Annotated in this window: 13 protein-coding genes; 8 read left to right on the forward strand and 5 right to left on the reverse strand. The window is 47.0% G+C overall.

All coding sequences use genetic code 11. The annotated features are described in order from the left end of the window. The gene (locus DEU30_RS00750) at positions 1 to 702 is read left to right on the forward strand and encodes a UDP-2,3-diacylglucosamine diphosphatase (RefSeq protein ID WP_011234282.1); all 702 of its coding nucleotides are present in this window, start codon (positions 1 to 3) and stop codon (positions 700 to 702) included. Here the strand turns inward: DEU30_RS00750 and DEU30_RS00755 are convergent. Both DEU30_RS00755 and DEU30_RS00760 read right to left on the reverse strand, forming a co-directional pair. Beyond that, positions 684 to 2,387 (reverse strand): GNAT family N-acyltransferase, encoded by a 1,704-nt coding sequence (locus DEU30_RS00755; RefSeq protein WP_011234281.1) that lies wholly within the window; start codon positions 2,385 to 2,387, stop codon positions 684 to 686. The two genes, DEU30_RS00750 and DEU30_RS00755, sit on opposite strands and share 19 nt — an antisense overlap. Before the next feature lie 126 nt (positions 2,388 to 2,513). After that, positions 2,514 to 4,160, reverse strand: coding sequence for a M28 family metallopeptidase (locus DEU30_RS00760; protein ID WP_110012652.1), 1,647 nt, complete (start codon positions 4,158 to 4,160; stop codon positions 2,514 to 2,516). Between the two features lie 176 nt (positions 4,161 to 4,336). Between DEU30_RS00760 and DEU30_RS00765 the strand changes: the two genes are divergently transcribed. The 3 genes from DEU30_RS00765 (at position 4,337) to DEU30_RS00775 (ending at position 9,300) form a co-directional block, all read left to right on the forward strand. Next, positions 4,337 to 6,496 carry a TonB-dependent receptor gene (locus tag DEU30_RS00765; protein ID WP_110012651.1) on the forward strand — a complete coding sequence of 720 codons (2,160 nt, stop codon included), beginning with the start codon at positions 4,337 to 4,339 and terminating at the stop codon, positions 6,494 to 6,496. 139 nt (positions 6,497 to 6,635) lie between these two features. Further along, positions 6,636 to 8,867 carry a DPP IV N-terminal domain-containing protein gene (locus DEU30_RS00770; RefSeq protein WP_114981570.1) on the forward strand — a complete coding sequence of 744 codons (2,232 nt, stop codon included), beginning with the start codon at positions 6,636 to 6,638 and terminating at the stop codon, positions 8,865 to 8,867. Positions 8,868 to 8,907: 40 nt separating this feature from the next. Next, entirely contained in the window at positions 8,908 to 9,300 is a 393-nt protein-coding gene (locus tag DEU30_RS00775) for a hotdog domain-containing protein (RefSeq protein ID WP_011234277.1), read from the forward strand. Between the two features lie 18 nt (positions 9,301 to 9,318). Here the strand turns inward: DEU30_RS00775 and DEU30_RS00780 are convergent, their stop codons facing one another. Continuing rightward, a complete protein-coding gene (locus DEU30_RS00780) occupies positions 9,319 to 11,721 on the reverse strand; it encodes a zinc-dependent metalloprotease (RefSeq protein WP_114981569.1) in 2,403 nt (800 codons plus the stop codon). A 5-nt stretch (positions 11,722 to 11,726) separates the two neighbouring features. After that, positions 11,727 to 12,248, reverse strand: coding sequence for a flavodoxin FldB (gene fldB / locus DEU30_RS00785; RefSeq protein ID WP_034820885.1), 522 nt, complete (start codon positions 12,246 to 12,248; stop codon positions 11,727 to 11,729). Between the two features lie 105 nt (positions 12,249 to 12,353). Here fldB and DEU30_RS00790 point away from each other — a divergent pair, with 105 nt between their 5' ends. Next, the gene (locus DEU30_RS00790; protein WP_011234274.1) at positions 12,354 to 12,650 is read left to right on the forward strand and encodes a YfcL family protein; all 297 of its coding nucleotides are present in this window, start codon (positions 12,354 to 12,356) and stop codon (positions 12,648 to 12,650) included. Here DEU30_RS00790 and mnmC read toward each other — a convergent pair. Further along, positions 12,615 to 14,435, reverse strand: a complete 1,821-nt coding sequence (mnmC, locus tag DEU30_RS00795) for a bifunctional tRNA (5-methylaminomethyl-2-thiouridine)(34)-methyltransferase MnmD/FAD-dependent 5-carboxymethylaminomethyl-2-thiouridine(34) oxidoreductase MnmC (RefSeq protein ID WP_114981568.1) — start codon at positions 14,433 to 14,435, stop codon at positions 12,615 to 12,617. The two genes, DEU30_RS00790 and mnmC, sit on opposite strands and share 36 nt — an antisense overlap. Positions 14,436 to 14,568: 133 nt before the next feature. Here mnmC and fabB point away from each other — a divergent pair, with 133 nt between their 5' ends. Genes fabB through DEU30_RS00810 form a run of 3 tightly spaced genes read left to right on the forward strand, consistent with a single transcriptional unit; the run spans position 14,569 to position 17,976 of the window. Then, positions 14,569 to 15,783 (forward strand): beta-ketoacyl-ACP synthase I, encoded by a 1,215-nt coding sequence (gene fabB, locus DEU30_RS00800; protein ID WP_114981567.1) that lies wholly within the window; start codon positions 14,569 to 14,571, stop codon positions 15,781 to 15,783. A 21-nt stretch (positions 15,784 to 15,804) separates the two neighbouring features. Continuing rightward, entirely contained in the window at positions 15,805 to 16,950 is a 1,146-nt protein-coding gene (locus DEU30_RS00805) for a 4-phosphoerythronate dehydrogenase (RefSeq protein ID WP_110012647.1), read from the forward strand. A 9-nt stretch (positions 16,951 to 16,959) separates the two neighbouring features. Then, positions 16,960 to 17,976 carry an aspartate-semialdehyde dehydrogenase gene (locus DEU30_RS00810; protein WP_110012646.1) on the forward strand — a complete coding sequence of 339 codons (1,017 nt, stop codon included), beginning with the start codon at positions 16,960 to 16,962 and terminating at the stop codon, positions 17,974 to 17,976. The last annotated feature ends 9 nt before the right edge of the window (positions 17,977 to 17,985 follow it).

The following is a 17,985-nucleotide window of genomic DNA, read 5'->3' on the forward strand; positions in this document are numbered from 1 at the left end:
ATGACCACCGGTTTTATCGCTGACTTACATTTAAGTCCGGGGCGGCCAGATATTCTGGCTGCTTTTGATGACTTTTGTCAGCAACACCAAAATCTTGATGCGCTATATATTCTAGGTGATTTGTTCGATGCCTGGCTGGGCGACGACGACACCAGCGAATTTGCGGCGCAAGTAAAAAGTCAGCTGAAGCACATGACGGATAGCGGTGTACGCCTTTACTTTATGGCCGGGAACCGTGATTTCATGGTGGGTGAGCGTTTTGCCAGCGACGTTGGCTTAACTCTTCTCCCGGATGAAACGGTCATTGACTTGTATGGCGAGCGGATACTGCTGATGCATGGTGATACCTTATGTACGCTGGATAAAGGCTATCTGCGTTATCGGGCTATTATCCAGAATGCTATGGTCAAAGGTATTATGCGCAGCTTACCCTTGTCCTGGCGTATGCGTATTGCTAATCGGTTACGGCAAAAATCCAGTAGCCAAAGACCTGAATTAACCCCGGAACAGCTTTATAAAATGGATGCTCAGCACAGTGAAGTGCTGCATGTTATGGAAAAGCACGGCGTTAGAAAGCTAATTCATGGTCACACACACCGTCCGGCCGTGCATTGCTTTACTCTCGGTGACGGCAAACCTGCTAAACGTATTGTATTGGGCGACTGGTATCAGCAGGCCAGTGCTTATCTCGTTTCTAAATAACGCTTGCGCTTTTTCGCACTGAGTTTGGTGGTATCCACTAACACCAGTCCGTCTATCGAATGATTAAAATCCGGGTCAACGCCAAACTCTAAAAACTGCACTCCGCCGGGTTCGCATAGCTCTGAGTACTGTTTGTAAAGTGTGGGAATGGCGGAACCGATATTTGCCATGTAGCTTTTTAGCAGAACAAATTCATCGGCGTAGTTGTTACCGGTAAAGTCAGGCACCGTTGAGTCGGTGTTTAAACGATAAGGAATGTTCGCCCTTGCCATGGGTGTTTGCGGTGGGAAATGGCTGCTGTAAAATTTAACTAAAGCGGCCTGTGCATCCTTTGGTAAGGCGTTGCTAATACTGACAGAGCCAAATAAGTAACGATAATTTGGGTGCTTACGCAACAGAGCTCCAATACCAACCCAAAGATAGTCCAGACTGCGTTTACCCCAGTACCGGGGTTGAACAAATGAGCGACCCAGCTCCAGACTTTGCGGAAAAATCTCCTTCATAGCGTCTGAGAACTCATAGAATCCGTCACTGTAGAGTCCGTTTTGGCCGTGCGTTTCTATTATTTTATTGCAGTCGCCCAGACGGTAAGCACCAGCAATTTCAAGATCATCCGGATCCCAGAGTATCAGGTGCATATACCAGGTATCGTACTCATCAAGGTCGCGTTTACGCCAGGTACCTTCGCCCACGGTGCGAAAAGCCACTTCTCTTAAGCGGCCTATTTCCCGAAGAATAGGGGAGCTACCACTGAATTCATACAGATAAATCTTTTTGCCACATGGGGTTTCACCCAGTAATTCACAGGCCTCAATGGCCGCTTTCAAAGGCTGGCGCGACTCGGGACGGGCTATTGCTGTTTGAGTCGGGAAAATCGGCTTTTTTTGAGTGCCTAAACGGTACAGGTGCTTTTTAAACAGTTTAACCTGCTGATTTACACTCAACCCCTGATGAAGAAAGGCTTCAACCGGAATTCTTTGCCCTATATGACACTTAACCTGCTTACGTTGCTGACGAAACATTTCCTTCACCAGGAGCATGGTAGCTAAAGGCTTGTAGACCATAGAAGCGGTGTAAAACCAGGCAGAGTTGTGGGCATCAAGGCGTATAGGCAAAATGTCACTTTGAGTCGCCTTGGCTATTTTCAGAAAGCCACTTTGCCAGTGTGTGTCACGTACCCCGTTAGGGCGTAACCGCGACACTTCACCTGCAGGAAACAGTATGACGCACCCTTCGTCGTGAAGGTGGTTATGTATGTTGCGAATATCTTTGCGGCTGGGTTTGCCGCCGAAGACATTAACCGGCAGCAATAAAGAATTAAGAGGTTCGAGTGCAGACAGCCATTCATTGGCAACTATTTTTACATCGCTGCGCATTTCACTCACTAACTTTAATAACGCCAGCCCATCAAGAGAGCCTATCGGATGATTCGCAATAATAACCAGACGTCCGCTTACAGGGATATTATCCAGTTCTTGCGAAGAGTAGGAGTAAGTGAAATTGAAGTAGTCCAGAGTGTGTTCAACAAAGTCTATGCCTTCTAAAGAGGGCGAGCTTTTGCCAAACTTCTGAATGTCTTCTTCGTGTAAAAGGTTGCGTAAAACCCAGGTTGTTGGCTTTTCTAACCAGGGTTTACCTTTAATGAGTGGAAGCTTGTCATTAACGACTTTGTCTACAGATAACATCAAGTGCTCCGGCAGCTACTGATGGTAAAAGTGTAGAGAGCGTAAATGACAGTTTAATGACGGTCGCTAACAAAAAGGGAGCCGGTTAAGACTCCCTGGAATTCGTTCTGTGCTTTAACAGTACGCTTAGTCGTTAAATTGCTTACCGAAGAATGAGTCTTCCAGCCATTGTGGACGCTTATCGGCGTTCGCAATTTCTTTACCAATGGCAAAGTTAATATTGGTAAAGCGGGCTCCTGCTTCGTAGTTAATATCTAAATTGAGTCCATCGCTGGGCTTGTGATAGTGCTCAGCAAAAAACTCGCCCCAGACTTCGCCGCCGTCTTCACCTTCGGTACGTGAGGTAAAGCCAGTCATTAAAAATACCGCCGGAATGCCTTTTTTGACCAGAGTGTAATGGTCTGAGCGAGTAAAAATAGCCTGCTCAGGCATAGGGTCAGGGCTTTGCTTTGTATCGAATTGCTGAGCTGCCTTGCTAACAGTGTCACCCAAAGTTGAATGAGAAGCACCAAAGGCAATGACATCGGCAAAATCATACAGTAGTACCGGCATATCCAGGTTTACGTTTGCTACGATATTTTCTAAAGGAACCGTTGGGTTATTGGCAAAGTAGTCCGCACCTAACAGACCTTTTTCTTCTGCAGTTACCGACAAGAACATAATTGAACGGTCAAATTCTTGCTCTGACTCTACAAACAAGCGCGCGGTTTCCAGCATAATGGAAACGCCACTGGCATTATCCATCGCGCCATTATTGATATTGTCTTCGCGACTCATGTCTTTTACTACGCCGATATGATCGGAATGCGCAGTATAAACAACGTATTCGTCTTTCAGCGTTTTGTCAGAACCAGGTAATACGGCTGCGACGTTAGGGCTGGAAATTTCCTCGTGACGCGATTCACGAGCCAGGGTGACTTCGCCTTCCAGTTCAAACCCTTTAGGAGAGAAGTCCGGGTCTTCCTCAATTTTCTCGAAGATAGTGCTCAATTCAGTCGGAGCATTCGCAAACAGTTTCTCTGCAGGTTCATCATCAATATAGGCAGAACCTTTTAACTGCTGTTCTTCGCCTTTAGGTAAGCCATTAGGACCTAACCAGGTCATGCGAGGTGTCTTGGTGTAATAAACACTGGTTTCGTATTTGCGAGTTTTTTCGCGCACTGGAGTGTGTAGTGTAATAATGCCAACAGCACCTTTTTCGCGGGCAATATCACTTTTAATGTTGGCCAGGTGAGCACCTTCCTCGCTAGGTAAAAATTCCGGACGGCCGGTTAACATGACAACAATTTTGCCTTCTACGTCAAGGCCGTTGTAGTCATCAAGACCAAATTCAGGAGCTTCCATACCATAGCCGACAAAAACTAATGGCGCAGTAATTTCGTCCTTTTCTTCATAATGACTTGGACCGGTAATGAATTGCTTAGGGAATTCAAACTCGACCACTTCACCATTGTTTTCAAAGGTCATTCGGGCGCTGTTTTCTTTCAGTGTACTTTTACGAAAAGGAATGCGCTGATAATAAGTGCCGTCATCACCTGCAGGCTCAAGGCCTAACTGCTTGAATTCAGAAACGATGTAGTTCGAGGCAATTTCGTGCTCGTTGCTACCGGTTTCACGACCTTTAAGGTCATCGTCTGCAAGAAACTCTAAATGAGCACGAATATTGGATTCCTCAGCACGGATTTCCGTCGTTTTTGACTCGGGTTCTGATGCGCCACAAGCCGCTACCAGCAGGCTTAATGTAACGGGCAGAAGAATATGGGATGGCTTCATATCATGTCCTTGGTTTTATTTTTATCGTAATAGCGAAGCTAGTGTACCGCAGCAGATAACAGACAACCAGAGTGGATAGTTGAAAGAGTGTTGCAAAACGTATCAGGATTTTGTAATGTTATATTATTACAATAACGAGATGGCGTTAATCTGAAACAACGTTAACTGGAGTGGTTATGAAACTGAATGCGTTAACTCTTGCATTACTGGCAACAAGTACCGTCGTGCATGCGCAACAGCAAGAAGAACATGAACACATTAATGACTATGAAGTCATTGTCATTAATGCAAGCCCGCTGGATAAGACAGCGCTTGAATCAGCACAGCCGGTCAATATTATTTCTGGTGACGCGCTTAAGCAAAAGAATGCTCATAGTCTGGGGGAAACTCTGGCAATGGAACCGGGCATCAATAACACTCATTTTGCGAATGTCGCTGGTAGACCCATTATTCGTGGACTGGGCGGACCAAGAGTGAAAATTACTCAGAATGGTCTCGATACTGGTGACGTATCCCGTGGTGGTCCCGATCATGCAGTTACAACGGAAACCAGTACAGCACAACAAATTGAGGTATTAAGAGGGCCTGCAACTTTGCTTTACGGTAGTGGAGCAATTGGTGGCGTGATTAACGTGGTCGACAACCGGATCCCTTCTGAGCCTGTTTACGGCATTCAAGGTAATGCAAATGTGTCAGCCTCTACCAATAATGATAACAAAGAAGGCTCTTACGACTTGCAAATAGGCAATGGTCGCTGGGCACTTTATACCGATGCTTTTATTCGCCGCGCCAATGATTATGAGACGCCATCCTTTACGAATGACGAAGGTGAAACGGTAGACCATGTTGAGAACTCGTTTATTGATGCTCAGGGTGGCACCATTGGTGCCAGCTACCAGTTTGATGACGGCTTTTTCGGAGTGTCTTACCAGGGACTCTATCAGGAATACGGTATTCCCGGTCATGACCACGGTCATGGTGAGGAAGAAGATGAGCATGAGGAAGAGCCGGGTCATGAAGACGAGCATGAACACGCAGAGGCCGGCCCTTATGCAGACCTGGAGCAGGAACGTATTCAATTTGCCGGTCAGTGGCGTAATCCATTCAGTGGCTTTAACCGCTTAGATTTTCGCGCCGCTTTAACTGACTACCAGCATCAGGAAATTGAAGACAATTTCGTTGCGACTCAATTTGAAAATGAACAAAAAGAGATACGACTGATTGGTCAGCATAAAGAAATTGCAGGGTGGAAAGGTGCTGTCGGCTGGCAGTGGGACATCAGCGATAAAGCGGCTTTTGGAGAAGAAGCCTTTACGCCGAATACCTCGCGTCGCACTCAAGGCTTGTTCTGGGTCGTAGAGCAGGAATTTGGTTCTCATCACGTTGATTTAGGTGTTCGTCACGAGCGCACATCGCTTTCCAGTGAGGAGCGCAAACTGGATACCTTTGATGCCACTTCAGCGTCTGCTGGTTATCTCTACCACTTCAATGATCACACCTCGGTTTCATTTAACCTCAGTCATGCAGAAAGAGCTCCTGCTGCAAATGAAGTCTTTGCTAACGGGAATCACTTTGCAACCCGTACTTATGAACTTGGCCTGGGTTACGAACTACATGAAGAAGAGCTTGACGAGTATCATGTTGAGCCAAACGATGTGGCAATTAAAACCGAAACGTCAAACAACATTGATGTCGGGTTGCATTATGAAAATGACAGCTTTCATGCAAATTTGAACGTGTTCTACAATCGCGTTGATGATTTCATTTACGATGATTTTATTGGCCTTAACAGTGAACAATTGCATGGTGATGAGGACCATGACCACGAAGAGCATGCCCACGAAGAGGAGCACGAACACGAAGGCGAGCATGATCATGGCGGTCTGCAAGTGGTTCAGTTTAAACAAGTTGACGCCGAGCTTTATGGTTATGAACTTGAGTTAGACTGGAAATTCACAGAACAGTGGTCACTTCACGGTTTTAGTGACTATACCCGTGCAAAACAGCGTGATGGCGATGATTTACCGAGAATCCCGGCGCAACGCATTGGTACAGAAGTGCGTTATCAGGCCGTTGGCTGGGATGGTGCTATCGGTTATACGCGCTACATGGAACAGGATAAAATAGGGCAGAATGAGACCGTAACCGATGCTTATGGCTTACTGAACGCCCGCGTCAATTTTTACCCGGAGTGGTTAGCAAACTACGGTGCTACGCTTTATCTGAAAGGTGAAAACCTGACAGATCAGCTAGGCTTTGTTCACAGCTCCTTTATAAAAGATGACGCACCTGTTACCGGTCGTCGTTTCCAGGCTGGCGTATCTATTAGCTTCTAATTGAACCGCCCTCCCGAAAATAACGCTATCGTCGTAATTCGGCGGTAGCGTTTTCGTGTTATTTCACCGCAGCCAACCGATTTTTATCCCGAACTTTGTTAATATAAGTGGTAATAAACTCATCGTTGGATCTTGCATCATGCCTTTTCATTTTAATCGTCGTATTCAGGCGATTGCTATTATTGTTTTTAGCTTTTTTAGTCTCTCTGTTTTTGCCGAAGAGTTAACCATAGAACGTTTGTTTAGTGGCCCCAGTCTTACGGGGGAAACACCAAAATCGTTAAAGTTTGCGCCCGGTGGGCAATACCTTTCATACTTAAAAGGCAGTAAGGAAGAACCGCAACGTTATGATCTCTGGTTATACGATATCGAGGCCGAGACACATAAATTGTTAGTTGCGGCAGACCAGATCGCTGCCAGTGAGCTTGAATTATCCGACGAAGAGAAAGCCCGTAGGGAACGTCAACGCATTAGCGGCAGTGGCATAATTGAGTACAGCTGGTCAGCAAAAGGGGATGCGCTGCTTTTTCCCTATAACGGTGATGTTTTTTATTACCAGACTGACGAAGAAAAAGTGACTCAGCTGACAAAAACGGATGCTTTTGAAACTGACGTTAAGTTCTCGCCAAAAAGCAGCTACGTGTCTTTTGTCCGCGAACAGAATTTGTACTTTATTGACCTTGCCAGTGGTGAAGAACATGCGGTTACAACCGAAGGCGGTAACACGCTTAAGTTTGGTATGGCGGAGTTTGTTGCCCAGGAAGAAATGAAGCGCATGACCGGTTACTGGTGGGCTCCGGATGAGTCGGCTATTGCGTTAACCAAAGTTGATGAAAGTCCTGTGCCTCTCGCTACCCGCAGTGAGATATACGCGGACCGAATTGAAACCATACAACAGCGTTATCCGTTCGCCGGAAGCGACAACGTAGAGATTGACCTTGGGGTATATCAAATTGCTGATAAACAGACCAACTGGCTGCAGCTGGATAAGCTAAATGATGGGTATTTAGCCCGGGTTAAGTGGGTTGGTGACAGCAAACGTTTGAGTTATCAATGGCAAAGCAGAGATCAGCAAGCACTGACGCTTTGGCTTTATAATCGAACAAGTGAAACCCAGCGTGAGTTGTTGACAGAAACCTCAGATAGCTGGCTGAATCTGCACGATGACTTGTATTTCTTAAATGATAATAAGCATTTCATTTGGGCATCTGAACGAAGCGGTTTCAAACATCTTTATTTATATCGCCTGGACGGATCGTTAATTCGTCAATTGAGTTCTGGCGATTGGCAAGTAGATGAACTGGAAGCTATTGATGAAAGTACTGGCACGCTGTACTTTACCGCCCGGAAAAAATCACCACTAGAATCTCACCTGTATCGTACTCAGCTAAATGCAAGTTCTGCGGCCAACCCAACGCGCATTACAACGCGTGAAGGTATGCACCATATTGAATTTGATGCCGATGTGCGCTTGTATCTGGACACCTACTCATCGCCTCAGCAGCCCAAACAAGTAAGTTTGCACGGGCCAACTGGTAATCATTTGGTGTGGTTGGCTGAAAACGAAGTGACAGGTGAGCATCCACTGTCTCCTTACTTGAGAAACTGGCGTTACCCTGAGTTCGGTGAGCTAAAAGCTGAAGACGGGCAGACGCTTTATTACAAAATGACCAAGCCAGGAGATTTTGATGCAGAAAAAAAATATCCGGTGCTGGTGTATGTTTATGGCGGTCCCGGAGCGCAGCGAGTAACCAAAAGCTGGGGCAGTGGTTTTGTTCAATATATGGCTCAACAGGGCTTTATTGTTTTCACTCTGGATAACCGCGGTTCGGCGAATAGGGGAAAGCGTTTTGAGGCACCTATTTATAAGAATATGGGGAGCCCGGAAGTAGATGATCAGGTGGTTGGGGTTAAGTATTTAACCAGCCTGCCTTATGTCGACCCAAAGCGCATCGGTATATATGGTCACAGTTACGGCGGTTACATGTCGCTGCTGGCTATGTTTAAAGCACCTGAATATTTTAAGGCTGGAGTGGCTGGCGCACCGGTAACCGACTGGCGTTTGTATGATACGCATTACACCGAACGTTTTATGGGCATGCCGGGTGATGGTAATGCCTATGAAAACTCATCGGTTTTTCCATACAGCGATAACTTAAAAGGTGATTTACTGATTTACCATGGAATGGCGGATGACAATGTTTTGTTTACTCATAGCACGAAGCTGTATAAGCAATTGCAGGACAACGCTCAGGCTTTTGAAATGATGAATTACCCGGGGAAAAAGCATTCTATTAACGGGCGTAATACAAAAATTCATTTATATTCAATGATTGCTCAATTTTTTCAACAAACCATTGGCGAACAATAGGTTATAATATGTACATATCTTCCATGAACAAGGAGTGACTATGCGCTTTTTATCTCGCCGACTGGTTATGCCAAATGATTTGAACTTTGCCGGGTCGTTATTTGGTGGCCGTATTTTAGAATGGATTGACGAAGAAGCTTATATCTTTGCCAGTTGCCAGTTAGGGGCAAAAAGCCTGGTAACTAAGCATATTGGCGCTATTACCTTTGAAACTTCGGCGTTTCAGGGCGATGTCGTTGAATTTGGTCTGCAGGTGAAATCTGTGGGACGCACGTCGTTAGCGATTACTTGTCTGGTACGCAATAAGCACACCAAGCAAAATATTTGTTCAGCTGATGATATTGTTTTCGTACATATTGATCCGGAAACTCGTCAGCCAACGCCTCATGGCAAAACCAAAGAGCAGTTAGACGATTTTCCAGAGCCGCTTTAAGCGGCTCTGATCTTTCATTTAAATTGGCGAACCCGGCGGTAACGGCTCGGGTTCGTATTGTTCCGGCCATTCCCCTTCGTTTAAGAATTTATCTAAATCTTTTGCCAATTGCTTTACGAGTAGTGAGTCGGACTTGGCAAGCTTCTGTTGTTGCTCAGCAAGCTCAGCTCGCATAACTAACCGGGTTTCTGCAGCCAGTCCCGAATTTTTTACCGCTCTTACTTCGGCGTTGATAGCTGTTGCCAGCAAGCGCTGCTGAACCGGGGCTTTCTTTGCGTTTTCCCAGTCGCTGAAAACGGTATTGAAAATAGCTGTCATCAGTCCGGCCGGAGAAGGCACTCGGTCATTGTCCGCGTGTTGTTGTGCTAACCGGTTCAGACGCTGGCTGTTTAACATCAAACTTAAACTGTGATCCGCCGCACTGGCAGCCATGCTGACGGTATCGGGTATTAGCCCTGTTTTACCACTGAAGTTTTCGCGCGATGAGCTTTCACCGTAAGCTGACGGAACCAGCCATTGTTTAATATGTGAAGGCACACGCAAAGTATCTGCCTGAATGGTTTTTAACAACTGTTTAAGAGCCGCTTGTTGTCTGGCGGCCCCTACCGGCTGGTAGTCGTCCGTAGAGTCGTCAGCCATATAGTAATGGTAGTTAACGCCGCCTAACCATTTTACTGCGGCTTCTGTTTGGTACCGGTGCAGCAAGTAAATAGGCACAAAGATCGATTGTAACTGGCTTAATGGCTGATCGCTGTTCAGCATGTCCTTGCTGAAGTTATCCAGCACTTGCTGGCGCACTGAAAGCAGGCGTTCAAGCTCGGTAACAGGTTCGCTGCCGTTATCCCATAAATGTGCCTGAGGGTGAGCACCACCGGCAGGGCGTGCATCTCTGTCTGAAATGAAGCTGAGATTGAGCGTTTTATTTTCATCCAGAATACGGGCGAGTTGCTCGTCAGACGATGGCATACCGCCAAAGTCACTGTACCCATAAGCCAGAACTTGCTTATCCCATACTCCTAAGCCTTCTGTATAAGCGTTGCTTAGGCTTAAACCGCCATCGGTTGTCAGGTTTACCAGCGGGTGAGGGTAGTCCATAACGGAAGCTCTGTCTGACGCGCTGGCAGCAAAGTTATGAGCTATTCCTAAGGTATGACCTATTTCGTGTGCACTTAATTGGCGAATACGAGCCAGAGCCATATTTTTTACCGCGCTTTTAAGTTCACTGCGGTCTTCGATAAAAGGCGTCAACAAGCCTTCGGCTATTTTCATATCCTGGCGAACACGCAGCGACCCCAGGGTGACATGACCTTTAATGATTTCGCCGGTACGAGGGTCTATTACCGACGAGCCGTAAGACCAGCCACGGGTTGCCCGGTGAACCCACTGAATAACGTTGTAGCGCACATCCATAGGGTCAGCACCGTCGGGCAGAACTTTTACCTGAAAAGCATTCTCGAAACCTAAGGCTTCAAAGCCCTGAGCCCACCAGCGGGCACCTTCAAGCAGTGCCGTTTTGACAGGTTCCGGTGCACCTGGGTCAAGATAATAAACAATAGGTTCACGCGCTTCACTTTGTGAGGCAATAGGGTCTTTCTTATTCAACCGGTGACGCGGGATATATTGCACTGTCATCGATTCGCCAAGAGGTGCTGCGTAGTCTTTAAAGCTGTGAGCCCAAAAACCGCTGTTTGGATGAAATTTCCGGGGTTGGTATCCGGCGTCAGGTAGCTTTATAAAGGAGTGGTGCAGGTGCAAAGAAAGTGCATCGGCGTTGGCCGCAACCTGATTTATCCACTGCCCTTTTCCGTCACCGACAAAAGTGACTTTCGCTTCTAGCTCCGTATTTTCTGAAAAGGCTTTGCTACGTTCAGGGTAAATGACTGAGCGGCTTGTATCGGCCTTAAATTGTCCTTGCTCGGTTTGCTGTAAGCGCTTACTAACACCGTGCACATCGCTCAACAAGTAAGGGGTGTAGTCGATTAACACACGTTCATCGTTGCTCGCAACAACGTCAAAACCATAAAGCACGGCGTCGGCAAACGCTTGATCGACACTGCTGCGTTCAGCCTGATTCCGCGTTTGTGCACGAAACTCGGTATTGTGTTGAACCAATAACGCCTTATTTCCTTCAACATGAAATGATGCTAACCGAGTTTCACCCAGTTGCCCGCGGTCCAGCCCGACATCATTAGAACCTAACCCCCAGGGAAGACTGGTTTGAAAAATAAACTGTGGTCCTTGTCTGGGCACTTCCAGATAAAACTTTGCACTAGCTTCATCGTGGTAAAAGGTGAAAAAACCGGGGTGCTCCTGAAATGACGAAGTGAACTCGTCAATGCCGGGAGCTTCGGTTTTTGCCTGGGCCGTTACCGACATCAACAAAGCGAGTAACAGCAGGGTTTTTGAAAGAAAGCTTTGCATTTTTATTATCCTAATTGTTCGGCAATTTCTTCTAAAATTTGCGTCGTCCATTGTTCAATACGTTCATCTGATAGCTCATATTGGGAGTCTTCATCTAGTGATAAACCGACGAACTGAGTGTTATCTGCGGTTAACGCTTTGGAGGCGGCAAATTCGTAGCCCTGATTTGGCCAAAAACCAATGCGCTTGCAGCCGTGGTTGGCTATGGCATCGTGCAGCATGCCCAGAGCGTCCTGGAACCAGTCGGTATAACCTTCCTGATCACCCATTCCAAACAGCGCAACAACTTTACCGCGCAGGTTCACGTCATTTATGTCGTCCCAATGGCTTTCCCAGTCTTCCTGAAGTTCGCCAAAATCCCAGGTGGAAATACCAAAAATAAGAATATCAAATTGCTCAGCTTCTTTTAGCGGGGTATTTTTTATATCAAACAGCTGAACAATGTCCTCGCCAATGGCTTGCTGAATTTTTTCTGCAGCAATTTCGGTATAGCAAGTGGTAGAGCCGTAAAACAAGCCAATTTCCAGGGACATAATAACTACCTCTGTCATAGGTTGAGTCTTTGATGCGGATGCATTGTAACAAAAAGACCGTTAGAATGAGCGCCTTTGTTTTTCAACGGGAAACTGCAGATGGGAACTCGTACGGACTTTGATCAATTAGTGGAACGACTTGAAACCGTATTCGATGATGCGGTGGTTTCCGGCACAGATGATGAGCTATTTGCCTGCGGTTATTTGCGCGGGCATTTCGACTTAGTCGTTGCGCAACTGGAAATGGCTGGTGAGACTCAACCGGAGAGAATTATGCCGGCTTTGCGTGAGGCAGTTCACAAAACGCGGCATGAGTTGTCTCCGGCTGACCAGACTCACATTAACAATGTATTGGATAAGTTAGCTCTTAAAGCGACTAACGGAGATGCGGCGTAAAGCATCTTGAGTTAACGGCGTTAACTCTCCGGTTAACTGACAGGCAATCACTTCTGCCAGAATAGGGGCAGAAGTGAAGCCCCGAGACCCCAGCGCTGTAATGACATATAAGTTTTCGGCAACCGCTCCGGTAACAGGCTGGTGATCGGGGCTGGTCGCCCGTACCGAGACTCTTTGGGATGTTAACTGCAGAGATTCAGCCCATGGCTGCTTCGCGTTTTCAGCGAGTTGTTTCAGGTTTTCTTCGTCATCTTCGGGGGTTGGTTCTAAATCCTCTCTGTCGCGATTAAAGCTTGCGCCAACACAATGATGGTTGCCATCTTCCGGAACTAAATACCCTTTAAAGCATAAAACCGTTTTTAGTGAAGATAATAACGGTGTTGTTTGAACCAGACTGACTTGTCCGCGAACTGGTTGTATTGGCAGGGGGTTAACGCTTTCCGGCAATAACCCATTGATGTGATGACCGGTGGCAATAAGAACTCGCTCAGCGGCCAGCAAACTTCCGTCCTTTAGTGATATCTGCCAACTGCCACTTTCAGTTTTCTCCAAAGCCTTAGCTTCGCCTTCAATAAGCTCAATTTGTGCTGTTTCTAAAAGGCTTTTGACCACAGCCGCCGGTCGTAACCATCCGGCTTTAGGGTAAAGCAGCGCCGGAACCGCCAGCGAAACCCCTGCTTCTTGTTCTGCTTCCGGCTGAGATAAATAGCGTACCGTTTCTGGCGCATACAGTTCATCGGCTATACGTTGATAACGCCGGGCTCTGTCGTCGTTAAATGCTGGCTGCATAACCCCCACGGGAAACCAGTGGTCGTCACAAAAATTACGGTAGAAGCTGGTGGCTGTAGAAAACGCCTGCCAATAGAAGCGACTGAGCGGCGTATGCTCGGCGTGTAACAGAGGGTAAACGGCTCCTTGAGGATTTCCGGATGCGCCGTCGGCGCTACCTGCACTAACGACTCTGACGTTAACGCCTCTATGCTTCAGCGCAAGGGCAGAGCATGCCGCGCTAATGCCGCCGCCAATAATAGTAACATCGCGGCGATCGTAATATTTCTGACAAACTTCGGCGCTAAGGTAGTGACCACAAAGCATGTCTCGTTTGCGACCAAAGCCTGCTACTTTTTGAACCTCGAATCCGTTTTGCTGTAGTGCTCTTTTGACACTGCCTGCAGCGGTGAAGGTAGCAAAGGTTGTTTCGCTGTGTGCGGTTTGCTTCATGGCATCAAAAAGTGTGGGCTGCCACATTTCCGGGTTCTTTGCCGGAGCAAAACCGTCGAGAAACCAGGCGTCAATTTGGTGTTGTGCCTGTGGAAGCCATTCGGGCAATAGCTCATTGAGGTCGCCTATCCACAGGTCCAGAATGACCCGGCCCTGTGATAGGATAATGCGATGACAGCCGGGATCGGTTGCCGGGTAATGCTCCAGAAACAACTGACTGAATTCCTTTAAGGGTTCCAGTAATTGGTATGCTTGTTCAAGTTGCTGACGCGATAAAGGGAACTTCTCGAAACTGACAAAATGAAGACGTGTATTGGCAGGTGCCTGCTCTAAAAAACGTTTCCAGGTCAGAAGAAAGTTCAAACCTGTACCAAACCCGGTTTCGGCTATGGTAAAGCTATAATGAGCCGGTAGCGACAGCCAGCGGCGGGGTAATCCGTTTTGCGCCAGAAATACGTACTGACTTTCGTCAACACCGCTTTCGACAGAAAAATAAATATCATCGAAAGTAGTGGAAACGGGTACGCCTTGCTCGTTAAACTGAACAGATGAACTAGAATTCAAGCGGCTATCCCATGATTTATTGGTTGATGAACGCTATAATAACAACTTTACGAACAACAGTGGACAAAGCAGACCACATTCACACACGACGTTGGTAAGATATCGACGTAGAAATGTCAGACAGGATTATAGAATGAGAAGAGCTGTTATCACCGGACTTGGTATTGTATCAAGTATCGGGAACAATCAAGAAGAAGTGCTGGAGTCATTACGTACCGGCAAATCGGGTATTACCCGTTCAGAATCTTTTGCTGAAATGGGCTTGCGTTGTCAGGTATGGGGCGAAGTTAAGTTAGATCCTAAAGACCATATTGACCGCAAAGCGTTGCGTTTCATGGGCGATTCGGCGGCTTATGCCTATATCGCAATGGCTCAGGCTATCGAGGATTCAGGCTTAACCGAAGAGCAAGTTTCTCACCCGCGTACGGGGTTAGTTGTTGGTTCCGGTGGCGCTTCTGGTGAACATCAAGTTGCAGCAGCTGATATTTTGCGTGAACGTGGCGTGAAAAAAGTTGGCCCATACATGGTACCTCGTTGCATGGCGTCAACGACTTCAGCTTGCCTGGCAACACCTTTTAAAATTAAAGGTGTTAACTATTCAATTAGTTCTGCTTGTGCAACCTCTGCGCACTGTATCGGTCATGCGCTGGAATTAATTCAGTTCGGTAAACAAGACCGAGTATTTGCCGGCGGCGGTGAAGAACTGCACTGGACGCTGGGCATGGAATTTGACGCTATGGGCGCATTAAGTACTAAGTACAATGATACGCCTGAAAAAGCTTCACGTACTTACGATCAGGGTCGTGACGGTTTCGTACCTGCTGGTGGTGGCGGTATTCTGGTTATTGAAGAACTGGAAGCGGCAAAAGCTCGTGGCGCCAAAATTTACGGTGAAATTGTAGGTTATGGTGCGACTTCAGACGGTTACGATATGGTTGCTCCGTCGGGTGAAGGCGCTGTTCGCTGTATGAAAATGGCAATGGAAACGGTAGATACTCCGGTCGATTATCTGAATACGCACGGCACCAGTACACCGGTTGGTGACGTTAAAGAGTTAGAAGCTATTCGTGAAGTTTTCCCAGAGAAAACGCCGATGATTAGTGCTACTAAAGCAATGACAGGCCATGCTCTGGGCGCAGCTGGTGTGCACGAAGCTATTTACTCTCTGCTTATGCTTAAGAATGGTTTTGTTACACCTTCAATCAATATTGAAGCGTTGGATGAAAAAGCCGACGGCATGAACATTATTCAGCAGACGACTGAAGCACCACTTAGAACGGTTATGTCTAATAGCTTTGGCTTCGGTGGTACAAACGCATCGTTAGTGATGCGCCAATACTCTGAATAATCGACTAGATCGGTTATTTCGATGAAAATCGTTGCCGATCAGAATATTCCCGCACTTTCCGACTTATTGTCGGGTGCGGGAACACTTTCCTACTTTTCTGAACGAATCCCTCCGCAGAAACTGTTGGCAGAAGCTGATGCTTTACTCGTGCGTTCTGTGACTCAAGTTGATGAAGTACTTTTAGAACAAGCTCCCGAACTTAAGTTTGTTGCGTCCGCAACCATTGGCACTGAGCATATCAATCTTCAGGCTCTAGAAGAGCGAGGCATTGGCTTTGCACACGCGCCGGGGGCGAATGCGCAGTCAGTTGGTGAGTATGTTTTGTGCGCCGTGCTCAATTGGTTAAATGGCAAATCCCGGTATATAGCTGACGAAATCGATGTTGCTATTGTTGGTGCAGGGCATACGGGGAAAGCGGCGGGAAAAAGGCTGGAAGCTCTGGGACTCAATGTTCATTATTATGATCCGCCCTTGTGTAAAAAAGGCGTTAAGTTTGTGCATGACCATTGGCAGCGTGTACTAACGGCCGATATTATCTCCTGTCATGTCCCCCTGACGCGGGACGGCGATTTCCCGACTCAGCATTTGTTTGAAAATACGGCATTGCAGTCACTGCATTCGCAGCAGTTACTAATTAATGCCAGCCGGGGTGCGGTTATCGACAATAATGCCTTACTGGAGCGTGTAGAGCAGGGGGAGCGGCCATCGCTGGTGCTGGATGTATGGGAGAATGAACCCGAAGTATTGTCAGGCTTAGTGCCTTATGTTGATATCGCAACTCCACACATTGCCGGACACAGTCTGGAAGGTAAAGTCGGCGGGGCGGTAATGATTTCAAATGCATTGCTGGAACACTTTGGTAAGCCCGCCGATAAGACTTTGTCTGATGTGTTGCCGGGGAAGGCCTGGAATGAACGTGATGCCGATGAGTTGAATTCACTGGAAAGTCTTAATTTGTGGGCAAAAGAACACTACGACTTGTTCCGGGACGATGAACTTTTCCGACAACAGGGTCTCACTACCGAAGGTTTTGATAGTTTACGACGCAATTATCGCAAAGAAAGCCCGCGCAGAGAGTTCATTAATCAGGTCGTTACATGCCATAATAGCGAGCAATATATCCAGTTTTTACAGTTGGGCTTTAGTGCCCGGCTATTGTCTAAGTAAGGAGTTAGCATGTCACATGGGTTTCGCGTTGCTGTATTAGGTGCAACAGGTTTAGTGGGCCAGCAAATGATAGAAATTTTAGCTGAGCGAAAATTCCCGGTGGCAGAACTTTTCCCTTTAGCTAGTGCCCGCTCTGTTGGCGCAACAGTTGATTTTAATGGCGAAGAAATAGAAGTGTTAGATGCTGGTGAGTTCGACTGGTCTAATGCTGATATCGCGTTCTTTTCAGCGGGCGGTTCAATTTCACGCGAGTTCGCCCCCAAAGCTGCTGAAGCAGGCTGTGTGGTTATTGATAACACCTCTGAATATCGCTACGAGCCGGATATTCCTTTGGTGGTGCCGGAGGTTAATGCCTGGGCGCTAGCCGATTTCAGAAACCGCAATATTATTGCTAACCCGAATTGCTCGACCATTCAAATGATGGTTGCACTGAAGCCTATTCATGATGCGGTTGGTATTGAGCGTATTAATGTCAGTACCTATCAGTCGGTATCTGGCGCTGGTAAAGAAGCGATGGAAGAGCTGGCAAAGCAGACAGCAGAACTTTTAAACGGTAAGCAGCCGACGGTAGCGAACTTCAGTCGACAAATTGCTTTCAACTGCATTCCTCAAATAGACGTTTTTCAGGAGAATGATTACACCAAAGAAGAAATGAAAATGGTGTGGGAAACCCAAAAGATATTTAATGACCCCAGTATTCGGGTGAATCCCACGGCGGTAAGGGTTCCTGTATTTTTCGGACACGCAGAAGCCATTCACATTGAAACGCGACAGCCAATTACGGCCGAGCATGCAAAACAGCTGTTAAGTGAAGCCCCAGGTGTTACTTTAATGGAGCAGCGCGAGGAGTTTCCGACTCAAGTGGGAAATGCCGCGGGCAATGACGATGTCTTTGTAGGGCGGGTACGGGAAGATATCAGCCACCCTAACGGACTTAACCTGTGGGTTGTATCGGACAACATACGCAAAGGTGCGGCAACCAACAGCATACAAATTGCAGAAACTTTAATTCGTGATTACTGGTAATTTAAGCAG

This window comes from Idiomarina sp. 017G (assembly GCF_004362265.1).
GTDB lineage: Bacteria > Pseudomonadota > Gammaproteobacteria > Enterobacterales > Alteromonadaceae > Idiomarina > Idiomarina loihiensis.

Bases quoted from the DNA above. Each gene is read 5' to 3' on its own strand.
- DEU30_RS00750 (WP_011234282.1), top strand. From the start codon at position 1: ATGACCACCGGTTTTATCGCTGACTTACATTTAAGTCCGGGGCGGCCA.
- DEU30_RS00755 (WP_011234281.1), bottom strand. From the start codon at position 2,387: ATGTTATCTGTAGACAAAGTCGTTAATGACAAGCTTCCACTCATTAAA.
- DEU30_RS00760 (WP_110012652.1), bottom strand. From the start codon at position 4,160: ATGAAGCCATCCCATATTCTTCTGCCCGTTACATTAAGCCTGCTGGTA.
- DEU30_RS00765 (WP_110012651.1), top strand. From the start codon at position 4,337: ATGAAACTGAATGCGTTAACTCTTGCATTACTGGCAACAAGTACCGTC.
- DEU30_RS00770 (WP_114981570.1), top strand. From the start codon at position 6,636: ATGCCTTTTCATTTTAATCGTCGTATTCAGGCGATTGCTATTATTGTT.
- DEU30_RS00775 (WP_011234277.1), top strand. From the start codon at position 8,908: ATGCGCTTTTTATCTCGCCGACTGGTTATGCCAAATGATTTGAACTTT.
- DEU30_RS00780 (WP_114981569.1), bottom strand. From the start codon at position 11,721: ATGCAAAGCTTTCTTTCAAAAACCCTGCTGTTACTCGCTTTGTTGATG.
- DEU30_RS00790 (WP_011234274.1), top strand. From the start codon at position 12,354: ATGGGAACTCGTACGGACTTTGATCAATTAGTGGAACGACTTGAAACC.
- fabB (WP_114981567.1), top strand. From the start codon at position 14,569: ATGAGAAGAGCTGTTATCACCGGACTTGGTATTGTATCAAGTATCGGG.
- DEU30_RS00805 (WP_110012647.1), top strand. From the start codon at position 15,805: ATGAAAATCGTTGCCGATCAGAATATTCCCGCACTTTCCGACTTATTG.
- DEU30_RS00810 (WP_110012646.1), top strand. From the start codon at position 16,960: ATGTCACATGGGTTTCGCGTTGCTGTATTAGGTGCAACAGGTTTAGTG.